This window comes from Paraburkholderia sp. J8-2, from assembly GCF_905220195.1.
Lineage (GTDB): Bacteria > Pseudomonadota > Gammaproteobacteria > Burkholderiales > Burkholderiaceae > Paraburkholderia.
In genome coordinates, this window is the sequence record NZ_CAJMZA010000007.1 from 341,657 (window position 1) to 362,097 (window position 20,441).

A 20,441-nucleotide genomic window follows, 5' to 3' on the forward strand; every position below is an offset into this window, starting at 1 on the left:
TCCCTGCTACCAGATGCCCGGCACGAAGCGATAACGCACGCGCGCCAGATACTCGCGGTAGCCGGGCAAATTCTCCGCGAGCGTTTGCTCTTCGCGCACCGCGCGATAGCCGATCCCCACGACCATGACGGGCACGCACGCGAGCCCCCACCACGAACCGAGCATGAGCGGCGTGCCGGCGAGAAAGAGCAGCGCGAAGCCATACATTGGGTGACGCACGTAGGCATACGGGCCCGTGTCGCTGACCGTATGCCCGCGTTCGCTCTGAATCTTTACGACCGGTGCGGCAAAGCGGTTCGCCGCGAAGACCGCACGCGTTGCGTAGATATCGACGAAGATGAAAATGGCGCCGAGCACGCTGAGCCACAGCGGCACGCGCGACCAGCCCATGCGCACGGCGTCGATGCCCATCAGGCACAGCCACGCGCAGAACCCCACCGATACGCACAGCATGAATACGCGGTCCCACGGCTGCTGTGTGCGTTGCGCGAAAGGCGCGAGCCGCTCGACGAGGAGCCCCGGATCTTCGCGCCCGAGCCACAGGCCGATCCACACGCCGCACAACGCCCACTCGATGAGCCACAGCCACGCTGCCGTCCAGGCCAGCGTGCCCGCCGAAACGAACAGCAGCGCACCCATCAACCCGAACCAGACCACGACTTGCACGAACAGCTTCGCCATTAGCGCTTTCGTCATTTTCGTCATGATGCCCTCCTTGCGCGCGGGCCAGGTGTTGTTACGCGCGCTTCCTGCTATGCGCCGTGCGAAGTCATGCGCGCATAGAGCACATCGGCGTCGATACGCTGCGCCGCTTCGCCGCGGGTGAGGTCGATGCCGAAGCGTTCGCGCAGACACTTCGCGAGTTCCTCTCCATTGGCGATCGTACGCTCCTCGCTCACCTGGCCTTGCGCGTCGCGCTCGGTAAATCGATCGTTGAACAGGATCGCGCGACCACCTTCACGCGCGATGCACGCGATCAGGCTGAACGTGAAAAACGAATCGGGCGACGCCGACGTATACCAGTTCGCCACTTCGTAATCGACCCACTCCGCGGGCATCAACTCGAAGCGATAAACGTCGAACCACTTCTCGCCGTCGAACAATTCGAGTTTGCGCTCATCGTCTGAAAGCGTCACGAGCCGCGCCGGCTCGTGCGGCGTTTGCTGTTGCGCCTCGCTCGAAAGCAGGAGCGGTACGCACAACGTCGCGCCGCCGAAACCCACGTCCACGATCCACGAATCGCCCTCGGCCTCCACGCGCAGCAGCATATGCGTGCGCGGCGTGCGCGCGCCCGGCGCCTGGCCGAACAGCACGCGCGCGGAAAGCGGCGTCACGGAAAAGCCCAGTTGCATGAGCACGTGCGCAAACAACGTGTTGTGCTCGAAGCAGTAGCCGCCGCGACGCTGCGCCACGAGTTTATCGGCAATGTCCGGCAACTTGACCGACACGCGCCGCCCGGCGAGCGGATCGAGATTCTCGAACGGAATGGCAAGCGGATGAAGACGATGCAGTTCGCGCAGCACGGCGAGCGTGGCGGCTCGCGAACCGCCGTAGCCGATGCGGGCGAAGTACGCATCGAGATCGAGTTCGTAGCGTGAGGAAGTGTCGGTCATGGAGCCAGTTTGGTTTGAAGTTTGAGCGGTGAACGTGCGTTCACAACCGTGATGATATGCGACTTCATTCGCCTGACTATTACGTCCAAAACTAACTGTCTGTAATGCACGAACGCGCAATAGACAGGCATCCGTAAGCATTCAGATGACGCCACGTAAAACTTGCGTAAAACGGTTGAGAATCATTCTCGTTTTTGTTGACGCTCGCATTTGCTGTTAGTACGATGGCGCCGTCTGGAGATGTCGGGTATTCAGCGGCTTGCGAATAACAAACGCCAACGCGATCAATCAAGCAATCATTTCAATAAGTAAGGAATACGATGGAATTGACCCGAACCGTCCGCGTGCCCGCGCCGGCCGGCTCGCGCAGCGCGGCGCCAGGCCGCCCGGCGCGTCGGCGCGCACCGGCGTTGCGCGCCATTGCCGTGCTCGCCGCGAGCGCGACATTCGCATGCGGCGCAGCGCGCGCACAGAGCAATGCCAACCCCGACGCCGCTCCTGAAGCTCCGGAAGCCGACCTCGCCATTCAGTCGCAGCCGTCGAACTTCTGGACCGGCATCTGGACGCGCCAGAACCTGCTCGGCGACATGGGCGGCCTGCGGCCTTGGCTCGGCAAATACGGTGTGACATTCCAGCTTACCGAGACGAGCGAGTACCTCGCGAATCTGCGTGGCGGTCTCAAGACGGGCGGCGCGTACGACGGCCTCACGACGGCGACGGTGCAGGTCGACACGAGCAAGGCGCTCGGCATTCCGGGCGGCCTCTTCAACGTGAGCGCCCTGCAGATTCACGGCACCAACCTGAGCACGTCGAACCTCGGCACGCTGAACACCGCGAGCGGCATTGAAGCGACGCCGACCACGCGCCTGTGGGAGCTGTGGTATCAGCAATCGTTCTTCAACAAGCGCCTCGACGTGAAGATCGGTCAGCAAAGTCTCGACCAGGAATTCATCGTGAGCCAGTACGGGGCGCTGTTCATCAACACGATGTTCGGCTGGCCTGCGCTGCCCTCGTACGACATGCCCTCGGGCGGCCCCGCCTATCCGCTCGCCGGTCTCGGCGTGCGCGTGCGCGGGCAGATCACGCCTTCGTTGACCGCGCTCGCGGGTGTGTTCTCCGGCGACCCGCTCGGCAACGATCCGAATAATCTTAGTGGTACGAACTTCAATCTGCACAACGGCACGTTGTGGATCGGCGAACTGCAATACGCCATCAACCAGCCGTCAGAAGGCGAACTGGTCAGCGCAGACAATCACGGCCTGCCGGGCACCTACAAGCTGGGCTTCTGGTACAACACCAACTCGTTCGCCGACCAGCGCTTCGACAACACGGGGCTTTCGCTCGCGAACCCGGCTTCGACCGGCATTGCGTTGCAGCACCAGGGCAACTACAGCTTCTATGCCGTGGCCGACCAGATGATCTGGCGCCCCGACCCGGACGAGCCGCGCAGCATCGGCGTATTCGCACGCGTGATGGGCGCGCCCGGCGACCGCAATCTCGTGAGCCTCGCGGCCAACCTCGGCATCGTGATGAAGGCGCCGTTCAAGGGCCGCGACAACGACAGCGTGGGCATCGCCGCCACCTACATCAAGGTCGGCAACAACGTGCACAACCTCGACCTCGACCAGCAGATGTTCACCGGCGGTCCTTACGGCGTGCGCACGCAGGAAACGGCGCTCGAATTGACCTATCAGTATCAGGTCACGCCATGGTGGATTCTGCAGGCCGACGCGCAATACACGTTCAACGCGGGCGCGGGCCAGAATCCGCAGGACCCGACCGCGCCGCTGCGCAACACGTTCGTGGTGGGCGTGCGGACCAACATCACGTTCTAAGCCCAAGAAAGCGCAACCGACCCATGTTCAACCCCAAGTCCTCGCGTTTTCCCAACCGCACGCACTGCGGCCGCGCGAGGCACGGAGATTCAGTATGAAACACGCAACGCGCACGCTCCTGCAATGCACGGTCCACGCGGCCCGCTCCGCGCTCGCGCTGGCCGCCGCGGCAGTGCTCGCCGGCGCGCCGCTCGCGGCCCACGCCGACCCGCAGGGCCTGCTCGAGACCGTCAAGCACCACACCACGCTCATCAACACCGTGCCCGACAACGGCGACCAGAACCCGTACGCGATCTTCGTCGCGCCGGTTTCCGCCGGCACCGTGAAAGAAGGCGACGTGCTGGTGGACAACTTCAACAATGCGGCCAACCTGCAGGGCACCGGCAGCACCATCATCGACTATCACCCCGACACGAAGCAGATGACGCTGTTCGCGACAATTCCGCGCGATCTCAAGGAGTGTCCGGGCGGTGTCGGCCTCTCAACCGCGATGACGATGCTCAAGTCGGGCTGGGTCATCGTCGGCAGCACGCCGAGCAACGACGGCACGACCGGCACCAAGGGCGCGGGCTGCATGATCGTGCTCGACAGCGGCGGCAAGATCGCGAAGGTCATCAGCAGTCCGAACATCAATGACCCGTGGGGCAACATGGCCGTGGTCGACAACGGCGACCACGCCACGCTGTTCGTGAGCAACGCGGGCTTCGGCGTGGGCAGCGCAGCAGGTGACCCGCCTGTGTTCAAGCAGGCCACGGTGCTGCGCCTCGACCTCGACATCCCGAGCGGCCAGGCGCCGGTCGTGAAGAGCGAAACCGTGGTGGCGAGCGGCTTTGGCGCGCAGGCGGACAAGGGCGTGTTCCTCGTCGGCCCGACCGGCCTCGCGCTTTCGGCGGACAACAAGCTGCTTTACGTGTCCGACGCGATCGGCAACCGCATCAACGTGATCGAAGACCCGCTCACGCGCGACACGAGCGCGGGCGTGGGCCGCCAGCTCACCGCCGACGGTCTGCTGCACCGCCCGCTCGCCATGATCACCACGCCGCAGGGCCACCTGCTCGTGACGAATGCCTTGAACGGCCAGGTCGTCGAGATTGACCCGACCGCAGCGAAGCAGCTCTACGCACGCTGGATCGATACCGACAAGGCGCAAACGCCCCCTGGCAACGGCGACCTTTTCGGCATCGCGCTGACCCCGGCGGGCGACGGCTTCTACTATGTGGAAGACGATGTGAATACTCTCGTGCTGGCTAAATAATCATGTCCTCCGACGATACTCCCAACAACCCAACGCGCCTTGCGCGGCGCGGCTTCCTGAAAGTCGGCGCCGCATTGGGTGCAAGCGTCGGTGCGAGCCTTGGCGCAGGCGCGGCCACGAGCGGCCTCGCCCAGGCCGCCGAGGCCAGGCACCACGCCATGCCCGCCGACCCGATGCTCGCGGTGGAGCCGTTCTACGGCGAGCACCAGGGCGGCATCGTGACGCCGCAGCAGGCGCACACGTATGTCGCGGCCTTCGACCTCACGACGACCTCGCGCGACGACGTCGTCAACCTGCTGCGCAAGTGGACCGAGTCCGCGGCGCGCATGAGCCAGGCGCAGCCGGCGGCGTCGCTGGACGGCACCGGCGACGACCACCCCGCGCCCGATTCCGGCGACGTGCTGGGCCTCGGCCCGGCGGGTCTCACGGTCACGTTCGGCTTCGGTCCCGGCCTCTTCACGTCGCAGGACAAGGATCGCTATGGTCTCGCGCACAAGCGCCCCGCCGCGCTCGTCGACCTGCCGCGCTTTAACGGCGACCAGCTGATCGCGCAAAAAACCGGCGGCGATCTCTTCGTGCAGGCGTGCGCCAACGACGCACAGGTGGCCTTCCACGCGGTGCGCCAACTCGCGCGCCAGGGCTACGGAATCCTGACGATGCGCTGGGGCCAGGCGGGCTTTCTCTCGGGCCCGCGCGCGCAGACGCCGCGCAACCTCATGGGCTTCAAGGACGGCACGAACAATCCGCCGACCACCGACCCGAAGGCGATGAACCAGTTCGTCTGGGCCACTGCCGCCGACGCGCCGTGGATGCAAGGCGGCACCTATACGGTGGTGCGCCGCATCCGCATCACGCTGGAGCATTGGGACCAGATGGAACTGGGCTTCCAGGAGCAGGTGTTCGGCCGCCACAAGTACAGCGGCGCGCCTATCGGGCAGAAGAAGGAGTTCGACAACGTCGATCTCGAAGCGCAGGACAAGGACGGCAACCCGCTGATTCCCGAGAATTCGCACGTGCGTCTTTCGAACCGCGCGTCGAACAACGGCGCGCAGATCCTGCGCCGCTCGTACTCGTACAACGACAGCACGGACTTCTATATCGAGCGCTGGCCGCCGTGGCGCCAGGAAACCGAATACGACGCGGGTCTGATCTTTGTTGCGCACCAGAGCGACCCGCGCACGGGCTTCATTCCGATCAACGAGCGCCTCGCGAAGTTCGACATGATGAACCAGTTCACGACGCACGTGGGCAGCGCGATTTTCGCGTGCCCGCCCGGCGCGAAAGCGGGCTCGTTCATCGGCGCGGAGCTGTTCAGCGCCTGAGATCGCTTGAAATCATTCGATAACAACGGACAACGAAGCAATATGAAAATTTCCATGATGCGCGCGCCGCTGCGCGCCGCCGCCCTCTCGCTCGCGCTTGCGGGCATGCTGCCGCTCGCCGCGCACGCCGCGTCGATCACGCTCTACAACGCGCAGCACGAGCAGGTCGTGAACCAGCTGGCGAAGGACTTCGGGCAGCAGACCGGTATCGACGTGAAGATCCGCAGCGGCGAAGGCCCGGCGCTTGCGGCGCAGCTCGTCGCCGAAGGCGAGAAGACGCCCGCCGACGTCTACTTCACCGAGAATTCGCCGGAATTGATGCTACTTGAAGAAAAGGGCCTGCTCGCTCCCGTCCAGCAAGCCACTCTCGCAGTCGTGCCCGCACGCTTTAACTCGCCGCAAGGACAATGGGTCGGCGTGACCGCGCGCGAGAACGTGCTCGCGTACAACACGGTCAAAGTGCAGCCCGCGCAATTGCCGAAATCGATTTTCGATCTGGCGAAGCCCGAATGGAAAGGCAAGGTTGGCATCGCGCCGAGCGACGCCGACTTCCTGCCGCTCGTGGATGCCGTGCTCGCCGTGAAGGGCGAAGCCGCAACGCTCGAATGGCTCAAGGGCCTGAAGACCAACTCGCAGATCTTCGACGACGATGAAGGCGTGGTTGCTGCCGTGAACCGTGGCGCCGTCGCCACCGGCATCATCAACAACTACTACTGGGACCGCCTGCACGCCGAGATCGGCGACAAGAAGACCCAAAGCGCCGTCGCGCACTTCGCCGATGGCGACGTGGGCGCGCTCGTCAACGTTTCGGGCGCCGCCGTGATGAAGTCCGCGCACAATGTGGACGGTGCGCAGAAGTTCCTCGCCTACCTCGTGAGCGAACGCGCGCAGAAGCTGATGGCGCAGAACCATATCAGCTACGAGTACCCGCTGCGGCCCGGCGTGGCGAGCGATCCCATCAACAAGCCGTTCGACCAGCTGAAGCCGCCCGCGCTGACCATCCAGCAGCTCGGCGACGACAGCCAGGCAGGCAAGCTGCTGCGCCAGGCCGGCCTGCTGTAAACCGTATGGAGTTCGAAGCAAGATCGTGAGCGAAGCAGTCACTACGGCGCAGGCCGTACCCGAGGCTCATCAAGTGGATGTCGCGGCTGGCCCTCCCCAACGCGCGCGACGGCGGGCGCCGCGCGCGCTCTTTGCCGCCGCCGCGCTCGGCCCGCTGCTGGTGCTGCTGCCGCTCGCGCTGACGTTCTGGCGCGCACTCTCCTTTGGTCTGGCGGACGCCGCCGAGTTGATCTTCCGGCCGCTGGTGGGCGAGTTGCTCGTCAACACGCTCTCGATCACCGTTTCGGCCACGCTCGCCAGCGCCGCGCTCGGCACAGCGGTGGCGTGGCTCGTCGAGCGCACCGACGTGCCCGGGCGGCGCGCGTGGGCGCTCCTCGCCGCCGCGCCGCTCGCCATGCCCGCGTTCGTCACGAGCTACGCGTGGGTCTCGCTGAGCCTCGATTTGCAGGACTTTCTCGGCGCGTTCATCGTCATCACGACGGCGTACTTCCCGCTCGTCTATTTGCCCGTGGCCGCCGCGCTGCGCGGCCTCGACCCCGCGCTCGAAGAATCGGCGCGCGCGCTCGGCTGCAACCGCTGGGCCGTTTTCGTGCGTGTCGTGTTGCCGCAATTGCGGCCTGCGCTGTTCGGCTCGATGCTGCTCGTTGCGCTCGGCGTGCTCTCCGAATTCGGCGCGTTCACGCTGCTGCGCTTTCGCACGTTCACCACCGAGATCTACGCGGAATACCGCACGAGCTTCGATGGCGGCGGCGCCTCGCTGCTGGCCTGTGTGCTGATCCTGCTCTGTCTCGTGTGTCTCGTGCTCGAGTTTCGCGTGCGCGGGCGCTCGCGCTACGAGCGCGTGGATCGCGGCGCGCGCCGCGCGAGCGTGCGCCATGCGCTCGGCCGCTGGCGCTGGCCCATTGCGGCGGGCTTCGTCGCGCTCAATGTGGCGACGCTCGGCGTGCCGCTCGCGATGATCGGCTACTGGCTCACGCAGCCGGGCGCGGCCGCGATCACACCCGCCGAAGTCTCGCCGGAGTTGCTGGTTTCGACCACCTTCGCCTCGCTGCGCCTCGGCATCACCGCCGCGTTTTTCACCGTACTGCTCGCGCTGCCGCTCGCGTATCTGCTTGCGCGCTATCCCGGCCGCGCCGCCACGTTTCTCGAACGCACGGCCTTCATTGCGCAGGGCGTGCCTAGTCTCGTCATCGCGCTGGCCATCGTCTCGCTGGCCGTGCGCGCGCTCGAACCGCTTTATCAGGGCACCACGCTGCTGATTACGGCGTACGCGATCCTCTGCCTGCCCCTTGCGCTCGTGAGCGTGCGCGCGGCGCTCATGCAGGCGCAGCAGCGCCTCGAAGATACGGCGCGCGCACTTGGCCTCGGCTGGTTCGCCACGCTGCGCCGCGTCGTGCTGCCGCTCGCGGGCCCAGGCCTTGGCGCAGCCGCTTCGATGGTGTTCATCTCGGTGGTCACCGAACTCAACGCCACGCTGCTGCTCGCGCCGATCGGCACACACACGCTCGCCACGCAGGTCTGGACCGACACCTCGACGCTCGCCTTCGCGGCCGCCGCGCCCTATGCCGCATTGCTCACCGCGCTTTCGCTCGCCGCTTCGGGCCTGCTGTTCGCGTTTGCAGGCCGCTCCGCGCTCGCGGGCCAAGCACCCGTGACCCTGTCGGTCGATACGGCCAACGCGCCCTCCCACGACGCCTGAGACCATGAGCACACTTCGCATTTCCGGCCTGCAGAAGGCCTTCGACGGTCATCCGGTTCTGCACGGCATCGACCTTTCCGTGCGTTCGGGTTCGCTCGTCGCGCTGCTCGGGCCTTCGGGCAGCGGCAAAACCACGCTGCTGCGCGTGCTGTGCGGCTTCGAGCGCGCCGACGCCGGCACGATCGAAATCGACGGCCGCCGCGTGGCCGGCGACCGGCTGCATCTGCCGACCGAGCAGCGTCATATCGGCTATGTGCCGCAGGAAGGCGCGCTCTTTCCGCACCTCACGGTCGCCGAGAACATCGTGTTCGGCCTGCCGCGCGCGCAGCGCCGCGCACGTCATCGCGTGGCCGAATTGCTCGAACTCGTCGGTCTTCCGGAATCCTATGCATCGCGCGCGCCACAACAACTCTCGGGCGGTCAGCAGCAGCGCGTGGCGCTTGCTCGCGCACTTGCGCCGTCGCCCGGCCTCGTGATGCTCGACGAGCCGTTCTCGTCGCTCGACGCCGCGCTGCGCGTCGAAACGCGCGAAGCCGTGGCGCGCGCGCTCGCCGCCGCCGGCGCGACCGCCGTGCTCGTCACGCACGACCAGGCCGAGGCGCTCTCGCTCGGCCACGAGGTCGCCGTGCTGTGGCGCGGAAAACTGCTGCAAAGCGGGCCGCCGCAAATGCTCTATCGCCGCCCGGCCACGCGCGAACTCGCGGCCTTCATCGGCGAAGCGGTGCTGCTGCCGGGTACGGTGGCCAACGGGTTCGCGCATTGCGTGCTCGGCACGCTGCCGATCCAGCAAGACCAGTATGGCGCAGAAGGCGCCGTGGACGTCATGCTGCGCCCAGAGCAGATCGACGTGCTGCCCGAAGCCGCCCAGCGCGACGGCGCGCTCGATGCGGTGGTAAGCGCCATCACTTTCCAGGGCCAGGACGCCGCGCTCACGCTGCAACTGATCGATGCGCCCGCAACGGTGCGTGCGCGCGTGCCCGGCTATCGCACGCCACGCGAAGGCGAGCGCGTGCGGCTCGCGGTGGGCGGCGAAGTGAGCGTCTACCCGCGCTGACGCGGCACCGAAAGGTCCTGCACCATCTGCTGCGCGAGGTAGTCGCACGTCGGGCGATTCGATTTGACGCTGCGCGCCACCACGATCTCCAGCGGCTCGATCTTTGGCAGGCCCTGCGCCTCGCCGAGAATCGCGAAACGCGACGGCACGCTGCAACGCGTGAGCGCGACGATCGCGATGCCCGCCTCCACCGTCGCCGTCAAACCCATCAAACTGGCGCTGCTATACGCGGCGCGGTAGCGGATGTGGGCGGCATCGAGCGCCGCCACGGTATGCGCACGCGCCACGCTGCCATGCTCGTAGAGCCCCACCGGCAGCGGCGACATGGCGAGCGGCGCGGGGTCGGTGGCGGACCCCACCCACACCATCTCCTCGGCCCGCACGAATTCGCCGCGCATCTTGCGGTCGCGCGTGACGAACGCGATATCGATCTTGTTGTCCGCGAGCATCGGCCCAAGCGCTACGCTCTGCGCGCAGACGATCTCGATCTCCACGTGCGGATAGAGGGTCGAAAAGCGCCGCAGCACCGGCGAAAGCAGCGACGCCATGTAGTCGTCGGGCGCGCCGAGCACCACGCGCCCGGTCACCTCGGGCCGCACCAGCGCCGCCCATGCCTCTTCCTGCAAATCAAGCGCGCGCCGCGCATATTCGAGCAGCGTGTTGCCGGGCCGCGTGAGCGCGAGATTGCGCGTGTCGCGCGTGAACAGCGTGGTGCCGAGCATCTGCTCGAGCCGCTTGATCTGCATGCTCACGGCCGCCTGCGAGCGATGCACGGCTACGGCGCCCTTCGTGAAGCTGCCCGCGTCCGCCACGGCGGCGAAGGTGCGCAACAAATCGATGTCGAATTCGGGGTTCATACGCGGGGCGCGTCAGGCAAAGAATGGCCTGCGGTGACCATTCATAAGCTGCGTTGATGGAATTCTTCAATTTAATTCGTTTGCCCGCGCCCCGCAACTGGCGAATACTGACATGTCCCCAACCCGCTTTCGATTCCCCCGCTCCGGCCATGCAATCCGAACATCACGGCAACCGCCAGCAAGGCGTCCTCATGCTCGCGGGCGGCGGCCTCCTGATGGGCACGATCGGCGTGTTCGTCGAAGAGGCACGCCTCGGCGCGCTCACGCTCGTGTTCTTCCGCTGCTTTTTCGGCATGCTCGCGCTCGCCGCGTACTGCGCCTACAAGGGCTGGCTCTCGCCGCGGCAGTTCACGCGCCGCACGCTCGCGCTCGCGGTGATCTCTGGCGTGCTGATGGTCACGCAGTGGGTGGCCTTCTTCGACGCGATCCATCGCACGAGCATCGCCGTTTCGACGGTCGTGTTCCATGTGCAGCCGTTCTGGGTCGTGCTGATGGGTGCGGCGCTCTTTCACGAGCGGCTCGGCGCCGACCGGCTGGGCTGGATCGGCATTGCATTCGTGGGGCTCGTGCTCGCTTCCGGCGTGCTTGCGGAAACCCATGTGGCGGACCGCACGAGCTACATGATCGGCATTGGCGAGTCGCTGGGCGGCTCGGTGCTCTATGCGAGCGTCACGCTCATCGCCAAGAGCCTGCGCAACTTTCGCCCGCATCTGCTGACGCTCACGCAATGCGTGGTGGGTTCGGTGTGCCTGCCGCTCATCGCGCCGTTTTTTGCTCCGCTCGAACTCGCGCATATCTCGGCCACGCAATGGGGCTGGCTCGTGGGCATGGGCGTGCTGCACACGGGGCTTTCGTACGTGCTGATCTACGGCGCGCTGCCGATGCTGACCACGCCCGTGATCGCCGTGCTGTTGTTCGTGTATCCGCTCACCGCGATCGCCGTCGATGCGATCGTCTACGGCCGCGCGCTGAGCGTGCCGCAGCTTGCGGGTATGGTTCTGATCGTGGCGGCGAGCCTCGGCGTCAATCTCGGCTGGCGCCTGTTGCCGCCGAGGCTCGTGAAGGCGCGGCGCTGATCAACGCGCCGCACTGAGGTTACGAAGGCAGCGTTTGACCCTTCGTTTCCGGCGCAAACGGAATGATCAGGAGTCCGAGCACGAAGGCCAGCGCCGTGAGCGCAACCGGCACGCCAAGCGTGTGCATGCGCAGCACTGCGGCGCCAAGCAGGAAGTTCACGCCCGCACCCACGAAGCGGCCAAACGACGTGCAGAACGCGAACGCCGTGGCGCGCACGCGCGTTTCGAACTGTTCGGGCAGCCAGAGGCTGAAGAGCGCGAAGTTGCCGCCAAAGAAGCCCAGTACGAAGAGCAGCGCGATGAACGGCACGAGCCCGTTCTCCAGGTAGAACGCCCAGCCGAAGCTTGCCGCGATCGTCACAGCCATGCCCGCGAAATAGACGGCGAGCGTCCATCGGCGGCCGATTCGCTCGGCCATGGGCGGCAACGCGAGGCAACCCAGGATCGTGCCGATCGACAGGATGCCCGTGGCGATCGAAGCCGTGCGGATCGCCTCGGCCTTGTTCGCACCCGCCTTCGTGGCAAGCTGGATCACGGCGGACGGTTCATAGACCGCGCCTGCCCACAAGCCGATGATCGCGATGGTCAGCAACGCGCACGCCACCACGGTGCGCTGACGATAGAGGTCGCCGAAGATTTCGCGCAGCGGACGGCCCCGATGAACGTGGCTCGCCTCCGACTTCTGCCACTTCGCCGGTTCCTCCACGCGCGTGAGCACGAGAATCGCCACCACCACCGGCACCGCGCCCGTGAGGAACATGGCACGCCAGCCGAAATGCACGCCGACCGTGTAATTGAGCGCGGCCGCAATGAAGAAGCCAGCGTAATAGCCGGTCTGCAGATAGCCCGCGCCCATCTTGCGGCGGTCTTCGGGCCACGATTCGGCCACGTAAGTGCCCGCGAGCGCCCACTCCCCACCTATGCCCACGCCCGCCAGAAAGCGATAAAAGCCGAGCGACCATACGCTCTGCGCGGTGGCCGCAAGTCCCGTGAAGATCGCAAACATGAAGATGGTGCCGGCCAGCACGCGCGTGCGGCCGAAGCGGTCGGCGAGCGGCCCCCAGATGAACGACAGGCCCCAGCCCACGAGGAAGAGCGCGAACAGGATCGAGCCGGCAAGCCCGATGTTCGCCGCACTCGCCTCATAGCCCGAGCGCGGCAACAGCTCCGTAAGCGCGGGCGTGAGCACGAGGGCGTAGATGAACGAGTCCATCCCGTCGAGCGTCCAGCCTGCCCAGGCGCCCCAGAAACCGGCGATCTGCGACCGGTTGAGCGGTGTCTTGGTGCGAGTTCGCCCCGCGGACCCGGTAATCGAATTCATGATGCTCCTCTCTCCTTTGATGCCTCGCCAGCACGCGCAGCAGGATGCGCACGCGCGCCGCGAAACGCGGAAATGCAGGCCGCGACAGTGCCGGCCGTGTTCAGGAACTCCCTGTAAGCCCCCGTTCTTCTTACCCGTCTATAGTGAATCTGGTGTTTCCGTGTTGCGGGTTTTCGAGGCTTTCGCCTTGGTCGTTTTATATATAATATGTGATCTCATGAGCGACGCAACGAATGGTTTTCCCCTGGAAGGCGCAGCCGCGCCCCGCACCAGCACCTCGCGCATGATCGCCGACGCCTTGCGCAGCGCGATCGTCGAGGGCAAGCTCGCGCCCGACGCGCCGCTGCGTCAGGACGCGATCGCGCGGCATTTTTCGGTCAGCGCAATCCCCGTGCGCGAGGCGCTGCGCCAGCTCGCGAGCGAAGGCTGGGCGAAGATCGAGGTGAACAAGGGCGCGAGCGTGGCCTCGCTTTCCGCCGACGAAGCGCGCGAGATCTACGAGATCCGCTCCGCACTCGAAAGCCTCGCGCTCGGCCTCGCCATTCCGAATCACACGAGCGCGACGCTGCGCGAAGTGACGGCGCTGGCCGCCGCCGCGAAACGCGAACGCGATCCGTCGCTCTACGTCGCGCGCAACGAGGCGTTTCACATGAGCCTCTACGCGCCTGCCGGCCGCCCCCAGTTGATGGAGATGCTCACCGCGCTGCATCGCCGCGGAGAACGCTATCTGCGCCTGAAATTCGGCTTTCCCGAATACAAGGGTGAATCCGATAGTGAGCACACCGAAATTCTTGCCGCCGTGAAGCGCGGCGACGTGCCCACCGCGCAAAAGCTCGTGGCCGAGCACCTGCTCGGCACGGGCGAACTCATCTACCGTTTCCTGACCGAGCGCGCCGCGCTTCCTGCAGTGGCAACCTCGGTGGCAACTTCAGTGCCGCCTTCGGCACACACTGCCGCCGCCAAGCCGCGCGCCGCCTCTTCCCGCTCACGGAGCCGAACTGCCGATGAAGCCTCAAGCTGATACGCCAACCTCGCCTGACCTCGCGCCACGCTCGTGGACTACGCGCCGGGACGAAAAGGCCCGCCGCCTCGCCGCCATTTCCGGCTGGCTCGAAGACGGCGTCCTGCCCGCCTCCCGCATGACCGATGCGCTCGAACTGCTGATCCGTCCAGGTGACCGCGTCGCGCTGGAAGGCGACAACCAGAAGCAGGCCGACTTCCTCTCGCGCTCGCTAGCAAAGGCCGATCCGGCCAAGGTCAACAACGTTCATCTGCTGATTTCGAGCATCAGCCGTCCCGAGCATCTCACGCTGTTCGAACGCGGCATTGCGCACCGGGTGGACTTCGCGTTCGCGGGGCCGCAGAGCCTGCGCGTCGCGCAGTTGCTCGAAGACGGCCAGCTCGAAGTGGGCGCGATCCATACCTATGTGGAGCTGTATGCGCGCATGTTCGTGGACCTGATTCCCCAGGTCGCGCTGCTGTGCGCCGAAAAGGCCGACCGTCATGGCAATCTCTATACCGGCCCGAATACCGAAGACACGCCCACTATCGCCGAGGCTGCCGCATTCAGCCAGGGCATCGTGATCGTTCAGGTGAACGAAATCGTCGATGAACTGCCGCGCGTGGACATTCCCGGCTCGTGGGTCGACGTGGTCGTGCAGGCCGACCGCCCGTTCGCGGTCGAGCCACTCTTTACGCGCGACCCGCGTCACATTGGCGACTTGCAGGTGCTCACCGCGATGATGGTCATCAAGGGCATTTACGCGCCCTATGGCATCACTGCGCTCAATCACGGCATTGGCTTCGACACCGCCGCGATCGAATTGCTGCTGCCCACGTATGGCGAGTCGCTGGGTCTCAAGGGCAAGATCTGCCGCAACTGGACCCTCAATCCGCACCCCACGCTGATTCCCGCCATCGAGTCGGGCTGGGTGGAAAGCGTGCATTGCTTCGGCAGCGAAGTGGGCATGGAAGCGTATATCGCCGCGCGCCCCGATGTGTTCTTCACCGGCAGCGACGGCAGCCTGCGCTCGAACCGCGTGTTGTGCCAGCTCGCGGGGCAATACGCCGTGGATCTCTTCATCGGCTCGACGCTGCAGATCGACGCGGACGCGAATTCCTCCACCGTCACGCGCGGGCGGCTTGCGGGCTTTGGCGGCGCGCCGAACATGGGCCACGATCCGCGCGGGCGGCGCCATGCGAGCGAAGCGTGGCTCAAGCTGCTCAAGGACAACGGTCCCGTTTCGCGTGGCCAAAAGCTCGTCGTGCAACTGGCGGAAACGTGGAAGAAAGGCGGCGAGCCGACTTTCGTGGATGAACTCGACGCCATCGCCGTGGGCCAGAAGAGCGGCATGCCCGTCGCGCCCGTCATGATCTACGGCGACGATGTCAGCCACGTCGTGACCGAAGAGGGCATTGCGCACCTGCATCGCGCAGAGGGCATCGACGAGCGCCGCGCCGCGCTCGCGGCCGTGGCGGGCGTGACGCCCATCGGCCTGCGCGCGCAGCAGCAGAAAACCGACGAACTGCGCCGCCGCGGCATCGTGCAGTTTCCCGAGGACCTCGGCATTCTGCGCGGCGAGGCCAAGCGCTCGCTGCTCGCGGCGCGCAGCATCGACGATCTGGTCACGTGGTCGGGCGGACTCTACACGCCACCTGCGCGTTTCCGCAGCTGGTAAGCGGCGATGCGCACGCTTCCTTCTACCGTGCTTGCCGAGGGCTCGGCGGGCCTTGCGCGGCGCGTTGCCTACGCTGACGCTTCGCAAGCGCCCTGCTCCGAAGCGCTGCTCGCACGCCTGGCCCGCGACGCGCTGATCGAAGAGGCGCGCCTCACGCCGAAGCCCGCGCTCGTGGACGCACGCGGCAGTGGCGCGCACAACGATCTCGATCTCGCGACGATGCTGCGCTCGGCGCACGCGCTCGAACCCACGTTCGAAGCGCTCGCGCGCGCTTCGCGCGGGGCCACGCCGGGCGTGACGTTGCGCACCGATCTCGCGCGCATCGGCCGCGCCGGCGAAGCTGCGATGATGCGCGCGACGCAAGGCAGCAATGCACATCGCGGCGCGATCTGGATCGTCGGGCTGCTCGTGGCCGGCGCGGCGATCGTGCATACACCGCAAGGCAGCGACAGCGCGTGGGCGCATGCCGCACATATCTGCGAGACAGCTGCGCAGATCTCGCGCTACGACGACCTGCTCGCACAACCCGTGCAAAGCAACGGGGAACGCGTGCGCCAGCGCTACAACGTGGGCGGTGCACGCAGCGAAGCGCAAGAAGGCTTTCCGCACGTCGCGCGCGTGGGCCTGCCCGCGCTGCAGGCCGCTCGCGCGCAAGGCCACGACGAAGCCCACGCGCGCGTGGACGCCTTGCTCGCGATCATGGCCTCGCTCGACGACACCTGCGTGCTGCACCGCGCGGGACTCGCCGGGCGCGAGGCCGCGCAAGCGGGCGCGCAGCGCGTGCGCGATGCGGGTGGCGTCGCCACGCAAGCCGGCCGTGCCGCGTTCGACGCGCTAGAACGCGCGCTGCTCGCACTCAACGCATCGCCGGGTGGTGCGGCCGATCTGCTCGCCGCGACGCTTTTCATCGACAAACTGGTTCAGCACCGCATGGGCGGAAGGACGGTTTCATGGAACAACTGACATTCGACTATCCGGCGCAACGCGCCGTGACGACGCGCGCTCACGTGGGCGTGGTGGGCTCGGGCGATCTCGAGGTGCTGCTGCAGCCCGCAAGCGACATGCAGGCGCGCGTGGTCGTGCATACGAGCGTGGACGGCTACAGCCACATCTGGAAGAGCGTGCTCGACCGCTTCTTCACGCGCTATGACGGCGCGGCGCTCATCGAGATCAACGACTTCGGCGCCACGCCCGGCGTGGTGGCGCTGCGGCTCGCAGAAGCCGTAGAGGCGGCACAGGGAGCGCAGTCATGAGCAGCGCTAATCAACTGACGCCCGGTGCGCTGCTGCGCGAGAGCTTCATTGAATTGAGCGCGCGCGAACGCGCGAGCGCTGTGCTGGACGCGGGCACGTTTCGCGAACTGCTCGGGCCGTTCGACCGTATCGAATCGCCGTGGCTGCCGTTGCAGGGCATCGTCTGCCAGGCCGACGACGGCGCGGTGATCGCGCGCGGCACGATCGACGGCCAGCCGGCAGTGGTGGCCGCGATCGAGTCGGCCTTCCAGGGCGGCAGTATCGGCGAAGTGTCGGGCAGCAAGATCGCTGCAGCGCTCGAACTGGCGCTCGCCGACTGCGAGCGCGGCAAGATCGTGCGGCCCGTCATCCTGTTCGAAACCGGCGGCGTGCGCCTGCAGGAAGCGAATCTCGGCCTCGCGGTGATTGCGGAGATCCAGTCGGCCATCGTTGCATTGCGCAAGCACGTTCCCGTGGTTGGCGTGATCGCGGGCATGGTGGGCTGTTTTGGCGGCATGTCGCTCGCGGCTGCGCTATGTTCGACGCTCGTCATGACGAAGCAAGGCCGCCTTGGCATGAATGGTCCGGAGGTGATCGAGCAGGAAGCCAGCATCGAGGAACTCGATTCGAGCGACCGCCGCCAGGTGTGGCAATTGATCGGCGGAGAGCAACGTGCGGAGACGGGTTTCGCCGATGCGCTCGTCGACGATGCCGTGGACGATGTGCGCGCCGCTGTGCGCGCGGCGTTTGTACAAGGAGCGCCACACACGCCGCGATCGGCGAATGTCGACGGCACGCTCACGAAGCTCGCGCAGATCGATCCCGCCAGCGTCACCCCCGAAACGATGCGTGCGGTGTTTACCGCTTCGCCCCTGAACCTGAGCGGAGAAAACGCATGAACGATACGACGACGAGCCGCGGCGCACGCTGGCTGCGCGCCCTCGCGGGTACGGACACACAAGGCGCATGCGTGCAATATGCCGATGCGCCGCTCGACGACGAGGCCGCACGCTTCATCACCGTTGTGCCCGATCCTGCGAACCGTTTCCCGCGCGCACGCGACAACGTGGTGGGCCTCGAACAAGGCTGGCTTCTCGCGAAGGCCGTGCGCGAAGCGATTGCCGAAGACGCCGCAAGCGGCAAGCGCCGCCCCATCATCGCCATCGTCGATGTGAAGAGTCAGGCCTACGGCTATCGCGAGGAGATGCTCGGCATTCACCTGGCCTGCGCCTCCGCCGTGGACGCCTATGCAAGCGCGCGGCTCGCCGGGCATCCCGTGGTGGCACTGATCGTCGGGCCCGCGATGTCGGGTGCGTTCCTCGCCCATGGCTACCAGGCCAATCGCATCGTCGCGCTCGACGCGCCCGGCACGATGGTGCACGCCATGGGCAAGGAAGCCGCGGCGCGCGTGACGCGGCGCAGCGTGGAGGACCTCGACGCACTCGGCGAAAAGATCGTGCCGATGTCGTATTCGATGGAGTCGTTTGCGAAGCTCGGTCTGCTCGACGAACTGATCGAGGGCGTCGACGCAGACGCGCCCAGCGACGCGCAGATCGCTCGCGTGCGCGATGTGCTTGCGCAGAAGGTGCGCGAAGCGCGCGGCGACAAGAGCGGTCTCGCGCATCGGTTGCAGGGTGAGTCGGCGCAGCGGACGCGCGCGGCGTCGATCGAGGTGCGCAAGCGCCTCGCGCAACAGTGGGACGCTAGCTGATGCGCGTGTGCGCCGCCCCGCCGTTCGCTGCTGATGCGCCACGTGGGGACGACGCGCGCTGGCGCCCGCACGACCTGCTGTGCGTCACGCGTCTCGCGCACGGCGACAATGAACCGGATTGGGTGCGCGGCGCGCTCGCTCGCGCACCCTGGGTCGTCGTGCGACGCACGTGCGCGGCGGAGGGCTTCGTGGCCGTGGGTGTGCGCGGCGGCGTACGTTCGGAGCGCTTCGGCACGTGGGTCAATATTGAGGATATCGAATCATATTCGAGCCCAGAGCATCTTCTCGGCGTTGATCCCCTGCGCGCACGGCGCGCGCTGCCTGCGTTCATCGCGCTAGCAACCCTGCGCACCTCCGCCTCGCCGTTGCGCAATCATGTTTGGGGCCCCACGGGCAGCGCCGGTTTCGAGCTCGCCACGGGCGTGCCCACCCTCACTGCATCGAGCGATCTCGACATCCTGATTCGCCTACCACAACGCATCTCGCGTGCGGCGATCGACTCGCTCGCGCAAGCCCTCGCACAAGCCGCCAGCCGCTCCGGCACGCGCATCGACGCGCAACTCGAAACGCCCGCGGGCGGCGTCGCGCTCGCCGAACTCGCGGCGCACAAGCCACGCGTGCTGGCGCGCGCTTCGAGCGGCGCGCAACTCGTCGCCGACCCTTGGCACACGCCATGACGCTCGCCCTGCTCTTTCCCGGCCAGGGCGCGCAAAGCACAGGCTTCCTCCACAAACTGCCGCAGCACGACGCGGTACGGGCCACGCTCGACGAGGCGTCGGCCGCACTTGGCTTCGACGTCCTCACGCTCGATAGCGACGACGCCTTGCGCTCCACGGTCGCCGTTCAGATCGGCCTCACGGTCGCGGGCGTCGCCGTCGCACGCGCGCTCGCGCAAGAAGGCCTCGCGCCGCAGTTCAGCGCCGGGCTCTCCGTGGGCGCGTATGCGGCCGCCGTAAGCTGCGAGGCCCTGGCGTTCGGCGACGCGCTGCATATGGTGCGCAAACGCGCCGAGCTGATGGAAAGCGCGTGGCCCTCGGGCTATGGCCTCACGGCCATTGCCGGATTGAGCGAGACTCAGGTGGAAACGCTCGCGGGCGCGTATGCGCGTGAGGGCGGCGAGCAGGTGTACGTGGCGAACGTCAACGCGCCGCGCCAGATCGTCGTGGCGGGCGCCGATGCCGCCCTCGAAACCTTCGCGGCCCGCGCGCTCGCCGCCGGCGCGCGCAAGGCGCAACGGCTGGCAGTAGCCGTTCCTTCGCATTGCGAACTATTGGCCGATGCTGCAGAGACGCTCGTCGAGTGGGCGCGAGACATCCCGTTTCGCGCGCCGCGTGGCGTCTACGTGGACAATCGCGGCGGCCGGCCGCTCTACAGCGCCGACGCGATCCGCGCCGATCTCGCCACCAACATGCGCTACACGGTGCGCTGGTACGACGCGCTCACGGTCATGATCGAGTCGGGCGCCAGCGTGCTGGTAGAGGCGCCCCCCGGCCAGGTGCTCACAGACATCGCCCGTGAGCAGTATCCCGAAGTGGCGGCGCTCGCAGGCTCAGGTTTGCCGTTGGAGCGGCTCGTCGCGATCGTGCGGCGGCGGCTAGGCGACGACGCCTGAAAGCCATGCCAACGCCGACCACGGCGTTTATGCGCATAAATTCTTATTTTCTTTTTAACGCGAAGCCGCGCGCCGAACAGTCCTCGCCGCGTCGAAAATCGGCAATTGATCACC

At 66.6% G+C, this 20,441-nt stretch carries 19 protein-coding genes; 15 read left to right on the forward strand and 4 right to left on the reverse strand.

The window, feature by feature from the left end; genetic code table 11:
- Window positions 1–6 precede the first annotated feature (6 nt).
- Together U5A52_RS18990 and U5A52_RS18995 are read right to left on the reverse strand one after the other, a co-directional pair.
- Window positions 7–705: an isoprenylcysteine carboxylmethyltransferase family protein gene (locus tag U5A52_RS18990; RefSeq protein WP_321935798.1), complete on the reverse strand. Its 699-nt coding sequence runs from the start codon at window positions 703–705 to the stop codon at window positions 7–9.
- 47 nt (window positions 706–752) lie between these two features.
- Window positions 753–1,613, reverse strand: coding sequence for an arylamine N-acetyltransferase (locus U5A52_RS18995; RefSeq protein WP_321935799.1), 861 nt, complete (start codon window positions 1,611–1,613; stop codon window positions 753–755).
- Window positions 1,614–1,933: 320 nt separating this feature from the next.
- Here U5A52_RS18995 and U5A52_RS19000 point away from each other — a divergent pair, with 320 nt between their 5' ends.
- The 6 genes from U5A52_RS19000 (at window position 1,934) to U5A52_RS19025 (ending at window position 9,840) form a co-directional block, all read left to right on the forward strand.
- Entirely contained in the window at window positions 1,934–3,448 is a 1,515-nt protein-coding gene (locus U5A52_RS19000; RefSeq protein ID WP_415766395.1) for a carbohydrate porin, read from the forward strand.
- A gap of 94 nt (window positions 3,449–3,542) precedes the next feature.
- Window positions 3,543–4,703 carry a hypothetical protein gene (locus U5A52_RS19005; RefSeq protein ID WP_321935800.1) on the forward strand — a complete coding sequence of 387 codons (1,161 nt, stop codon included), beginning with the start codon at window positions 3,543–3,545 and terminating at the stop codon, window positions 4,701–4,703.
- A gap of 2 nt (window positions 4,704–4,705) precedes the next feature.
- On the forward strand, window positions 4,706–6,025 hold the full coding sequence (efeB, locus tag U5A52_RS19010) for an iron uptake transporter deferrochelatase/peroxidase subunit (RefSeq protein WP_321935801.1): 1,320 nt from the start codon (window positions 4,706–4,708) through the stop codon (window positions 6,023–6,025).
- A 42-nt stretch (window positions 6,026–6,067) separates the two neighbouring features.
- Window positions 6,068–7,087, forward strand: coding sequence for an iron ABC transporter substrate-binding protein (locus U5A52_RS19015; protein WP_321935802.1), 1,020 nt, complete (start codon window positions 6,068–6,070; stop codon window positions 7,085–7,087).
- A 73-nt stretch (window positions 7,088–7,160) separates the two neighbouring features.
- Window positions 7,161–8,786, forward strand: a complete 1,626-nt coding sequence (locus tag U5A52_RS19020) for an iron ABC transporter permease (protein WP_321935825.1) — start codon at window positions 7,161–7,163, stop codon at window positions 8,784–8,786.
- 4 nt (window positions 8,787–8,790) lie between these two features.
- Window positions 8,791–9,840: an ABC transporter ATP-binding protein gene (locus U5A52_RS19025; RefSeq protein ID WP_321935803.1), complete on the forward strand. Its 1,050-nt coding sequence runs from the start codon at window positions 8,791–8,793 to the stop codon at window positions 9,838–9,840.
- Here the strand turns inward: U5A52_RS19025 and U5A52_RS19030 are convergent.
- Window positions 9,828–10,697: a LysR family transcriptional regulator gene (locus U5A52_RS19030; RefSeq protein ID WP_158759449.1), complete on the reverse strand. Its 870-nt coding sequence runs from the start codon at window positions 10,695–10,697 to the stop codon at window positions 9,828–9,830. The two genes, U5A52_RS19025 and U5A52_RS19030, sit on opposite strands and share 13 nt — an antisense overlap.
- A gap of 149 nt (window positions 10,698–10,846) precedes the next feature.
- On the opposite strand from U5A52_RS19030, the gene U5A52_RS19035 reads away from it, so the two are divergent.
- Window positions 10,847–11,773: a DMT family transporter gene (locus tag U5A52_RS19035; RefSeq protein ID WP_321916843.1), complete on the forward strand. Its 927-nt coding sequence runs from the start codon at window positions 10,847–10,849 to the stop codon at window positions 11,771–11,773.
- Window positions 11,774–11,792: 19 nt separating this feature from the next.
- Here the strand turns inward: U5A52_RS19035 and U5A52_RS19040 are convergent, their stop codons facing one another.
- Window positions 11,793–13,094 (reverse strand): MFS transporter, encoded by a 1,302-nt coding sequence (locus tag U5A52_RS19040; protein WP_321916842.1) that lies wholly within the window; start codon window positions 13,092–13,094, stop codon window positions 11,793–11,795.
- 217 nt (window positions 13,095–13,311) lie between these two features.
- Here U5A52_RS19040 and U5A52_RS19045 point away from each other — a divergent pair, with 217 nt between their 5' ends.
- Genes U5A52_RS19045 through mdcH form a run of 8 tightly spaced genes read left to right on the forward strand, consistent with a single transcriptional unit; the run spans window position 13,312 to window position 20,327 of the window.
- Window positions 13,312–14,115: a GntR family transcriptional regulator gene (locus tag U5A52_RS19045; protein ID WP_321916898.1), complete on the forward strand. Its 804-nt coding sequence runs from the start codon at window positions 13,312–13,314 to the stop codon at window positions 14,113–14,115.
- Entirely contained in the window at window positions 14,099–15,772 is a 1,674-nt protein-coding gene (gene mdcA / locus U5A52_RS19050; protein ID WP_321916840.1) for a malonate decarboxylase subunit alpha, read from the forward strand. The genes U5A52_RS19045 and mdcA overlap by 17 nt, the downstream gene beginning before the upstream one ends.
- A 6-nt stretch (window positions 15,773–15,778) precedes the next feature.
- Window positions 15,779–16,735 (forward strand): triphosphoribosyl-dephospho-CoA synthase, encoded by a 957-nt coding sequence (locus U5A52_RS19055; protein ID WP_321935804.1) that lies wholly within the window; start codon window positions 15,779–15,781, stop codon window positions 16,733–16,735.
- Window positions 16,723–17,025: a malonate decarboxylase subunit delta gene (locus tag U5A52_RS19060; protein ID WP_321916836.1), complete on the forward strand. Its 303-nt coding sequence runs from the start codon at window positions 16,723–16,725 to the stop codon at window positions 17,023–17,025. The genes U5A52_RS19055 and U5A52_RS19060 overlap by 13 nt, the downstream gene beginning before the upstream one ends.
- On the forward strand, window positions 17,022–17,903 hold the full coding sequence (locus U5A52_RS19065; RefSeq protein WP_321935805.1) for a biotin-independent malonate decarboxylase subunit beta: 882 nt from the start codon (window positions 17,022–17,024) through the stop codon (window positions 17,901–17,903). Before U5A52_RS19060 ends, U5A52_RS19065 begins: the two co-directional genes overlap by 4 nt.
- A complete protein-coding gene (gene mdcE, locus U5A52_RS19070) occupies window positions 17,900–18,715 on the forward strand; it encodes a biotin-independent malonate decarboxylase subunit gamma (protein ID WP_321935806.1) in 816 nt (271 codons plus the stop codon). Before U5A52_RS19065 ends, mdcE begins: the two co-directional genes overlap by 4 nt.
- Entirely contained in the window at window positions 18,715–19,392 is a 678-nt protein-coding gene (locus U5A52_RS19075) for a malonate decarboxylase holo-ACP synthase (protein ID WP_321935807.1), read from the forward strand. The genes mdcE and U5A52_RS19075 overlap by 1 nt, the downstream gene beginning before the upstream one ends.
- Window positions 19,389–20,327: a malonate decarboxylase subunit epsilon gene (mdcH, locus tag U5A52_RS19080; protein ID WP_321935808.1), complete on the forward strand. Its 939-nt coding sequence runs from the start codon at window positions 19,389–19,391 to the stop codon at window positions 20,325–20,327. The genes U5A52_RS19075 and mdcH overlap by 4 nt, the downstream gene beginning before the upstream one ends.
- Window positions 20,328–20,441: the final 114 nt, after the last annotated feature.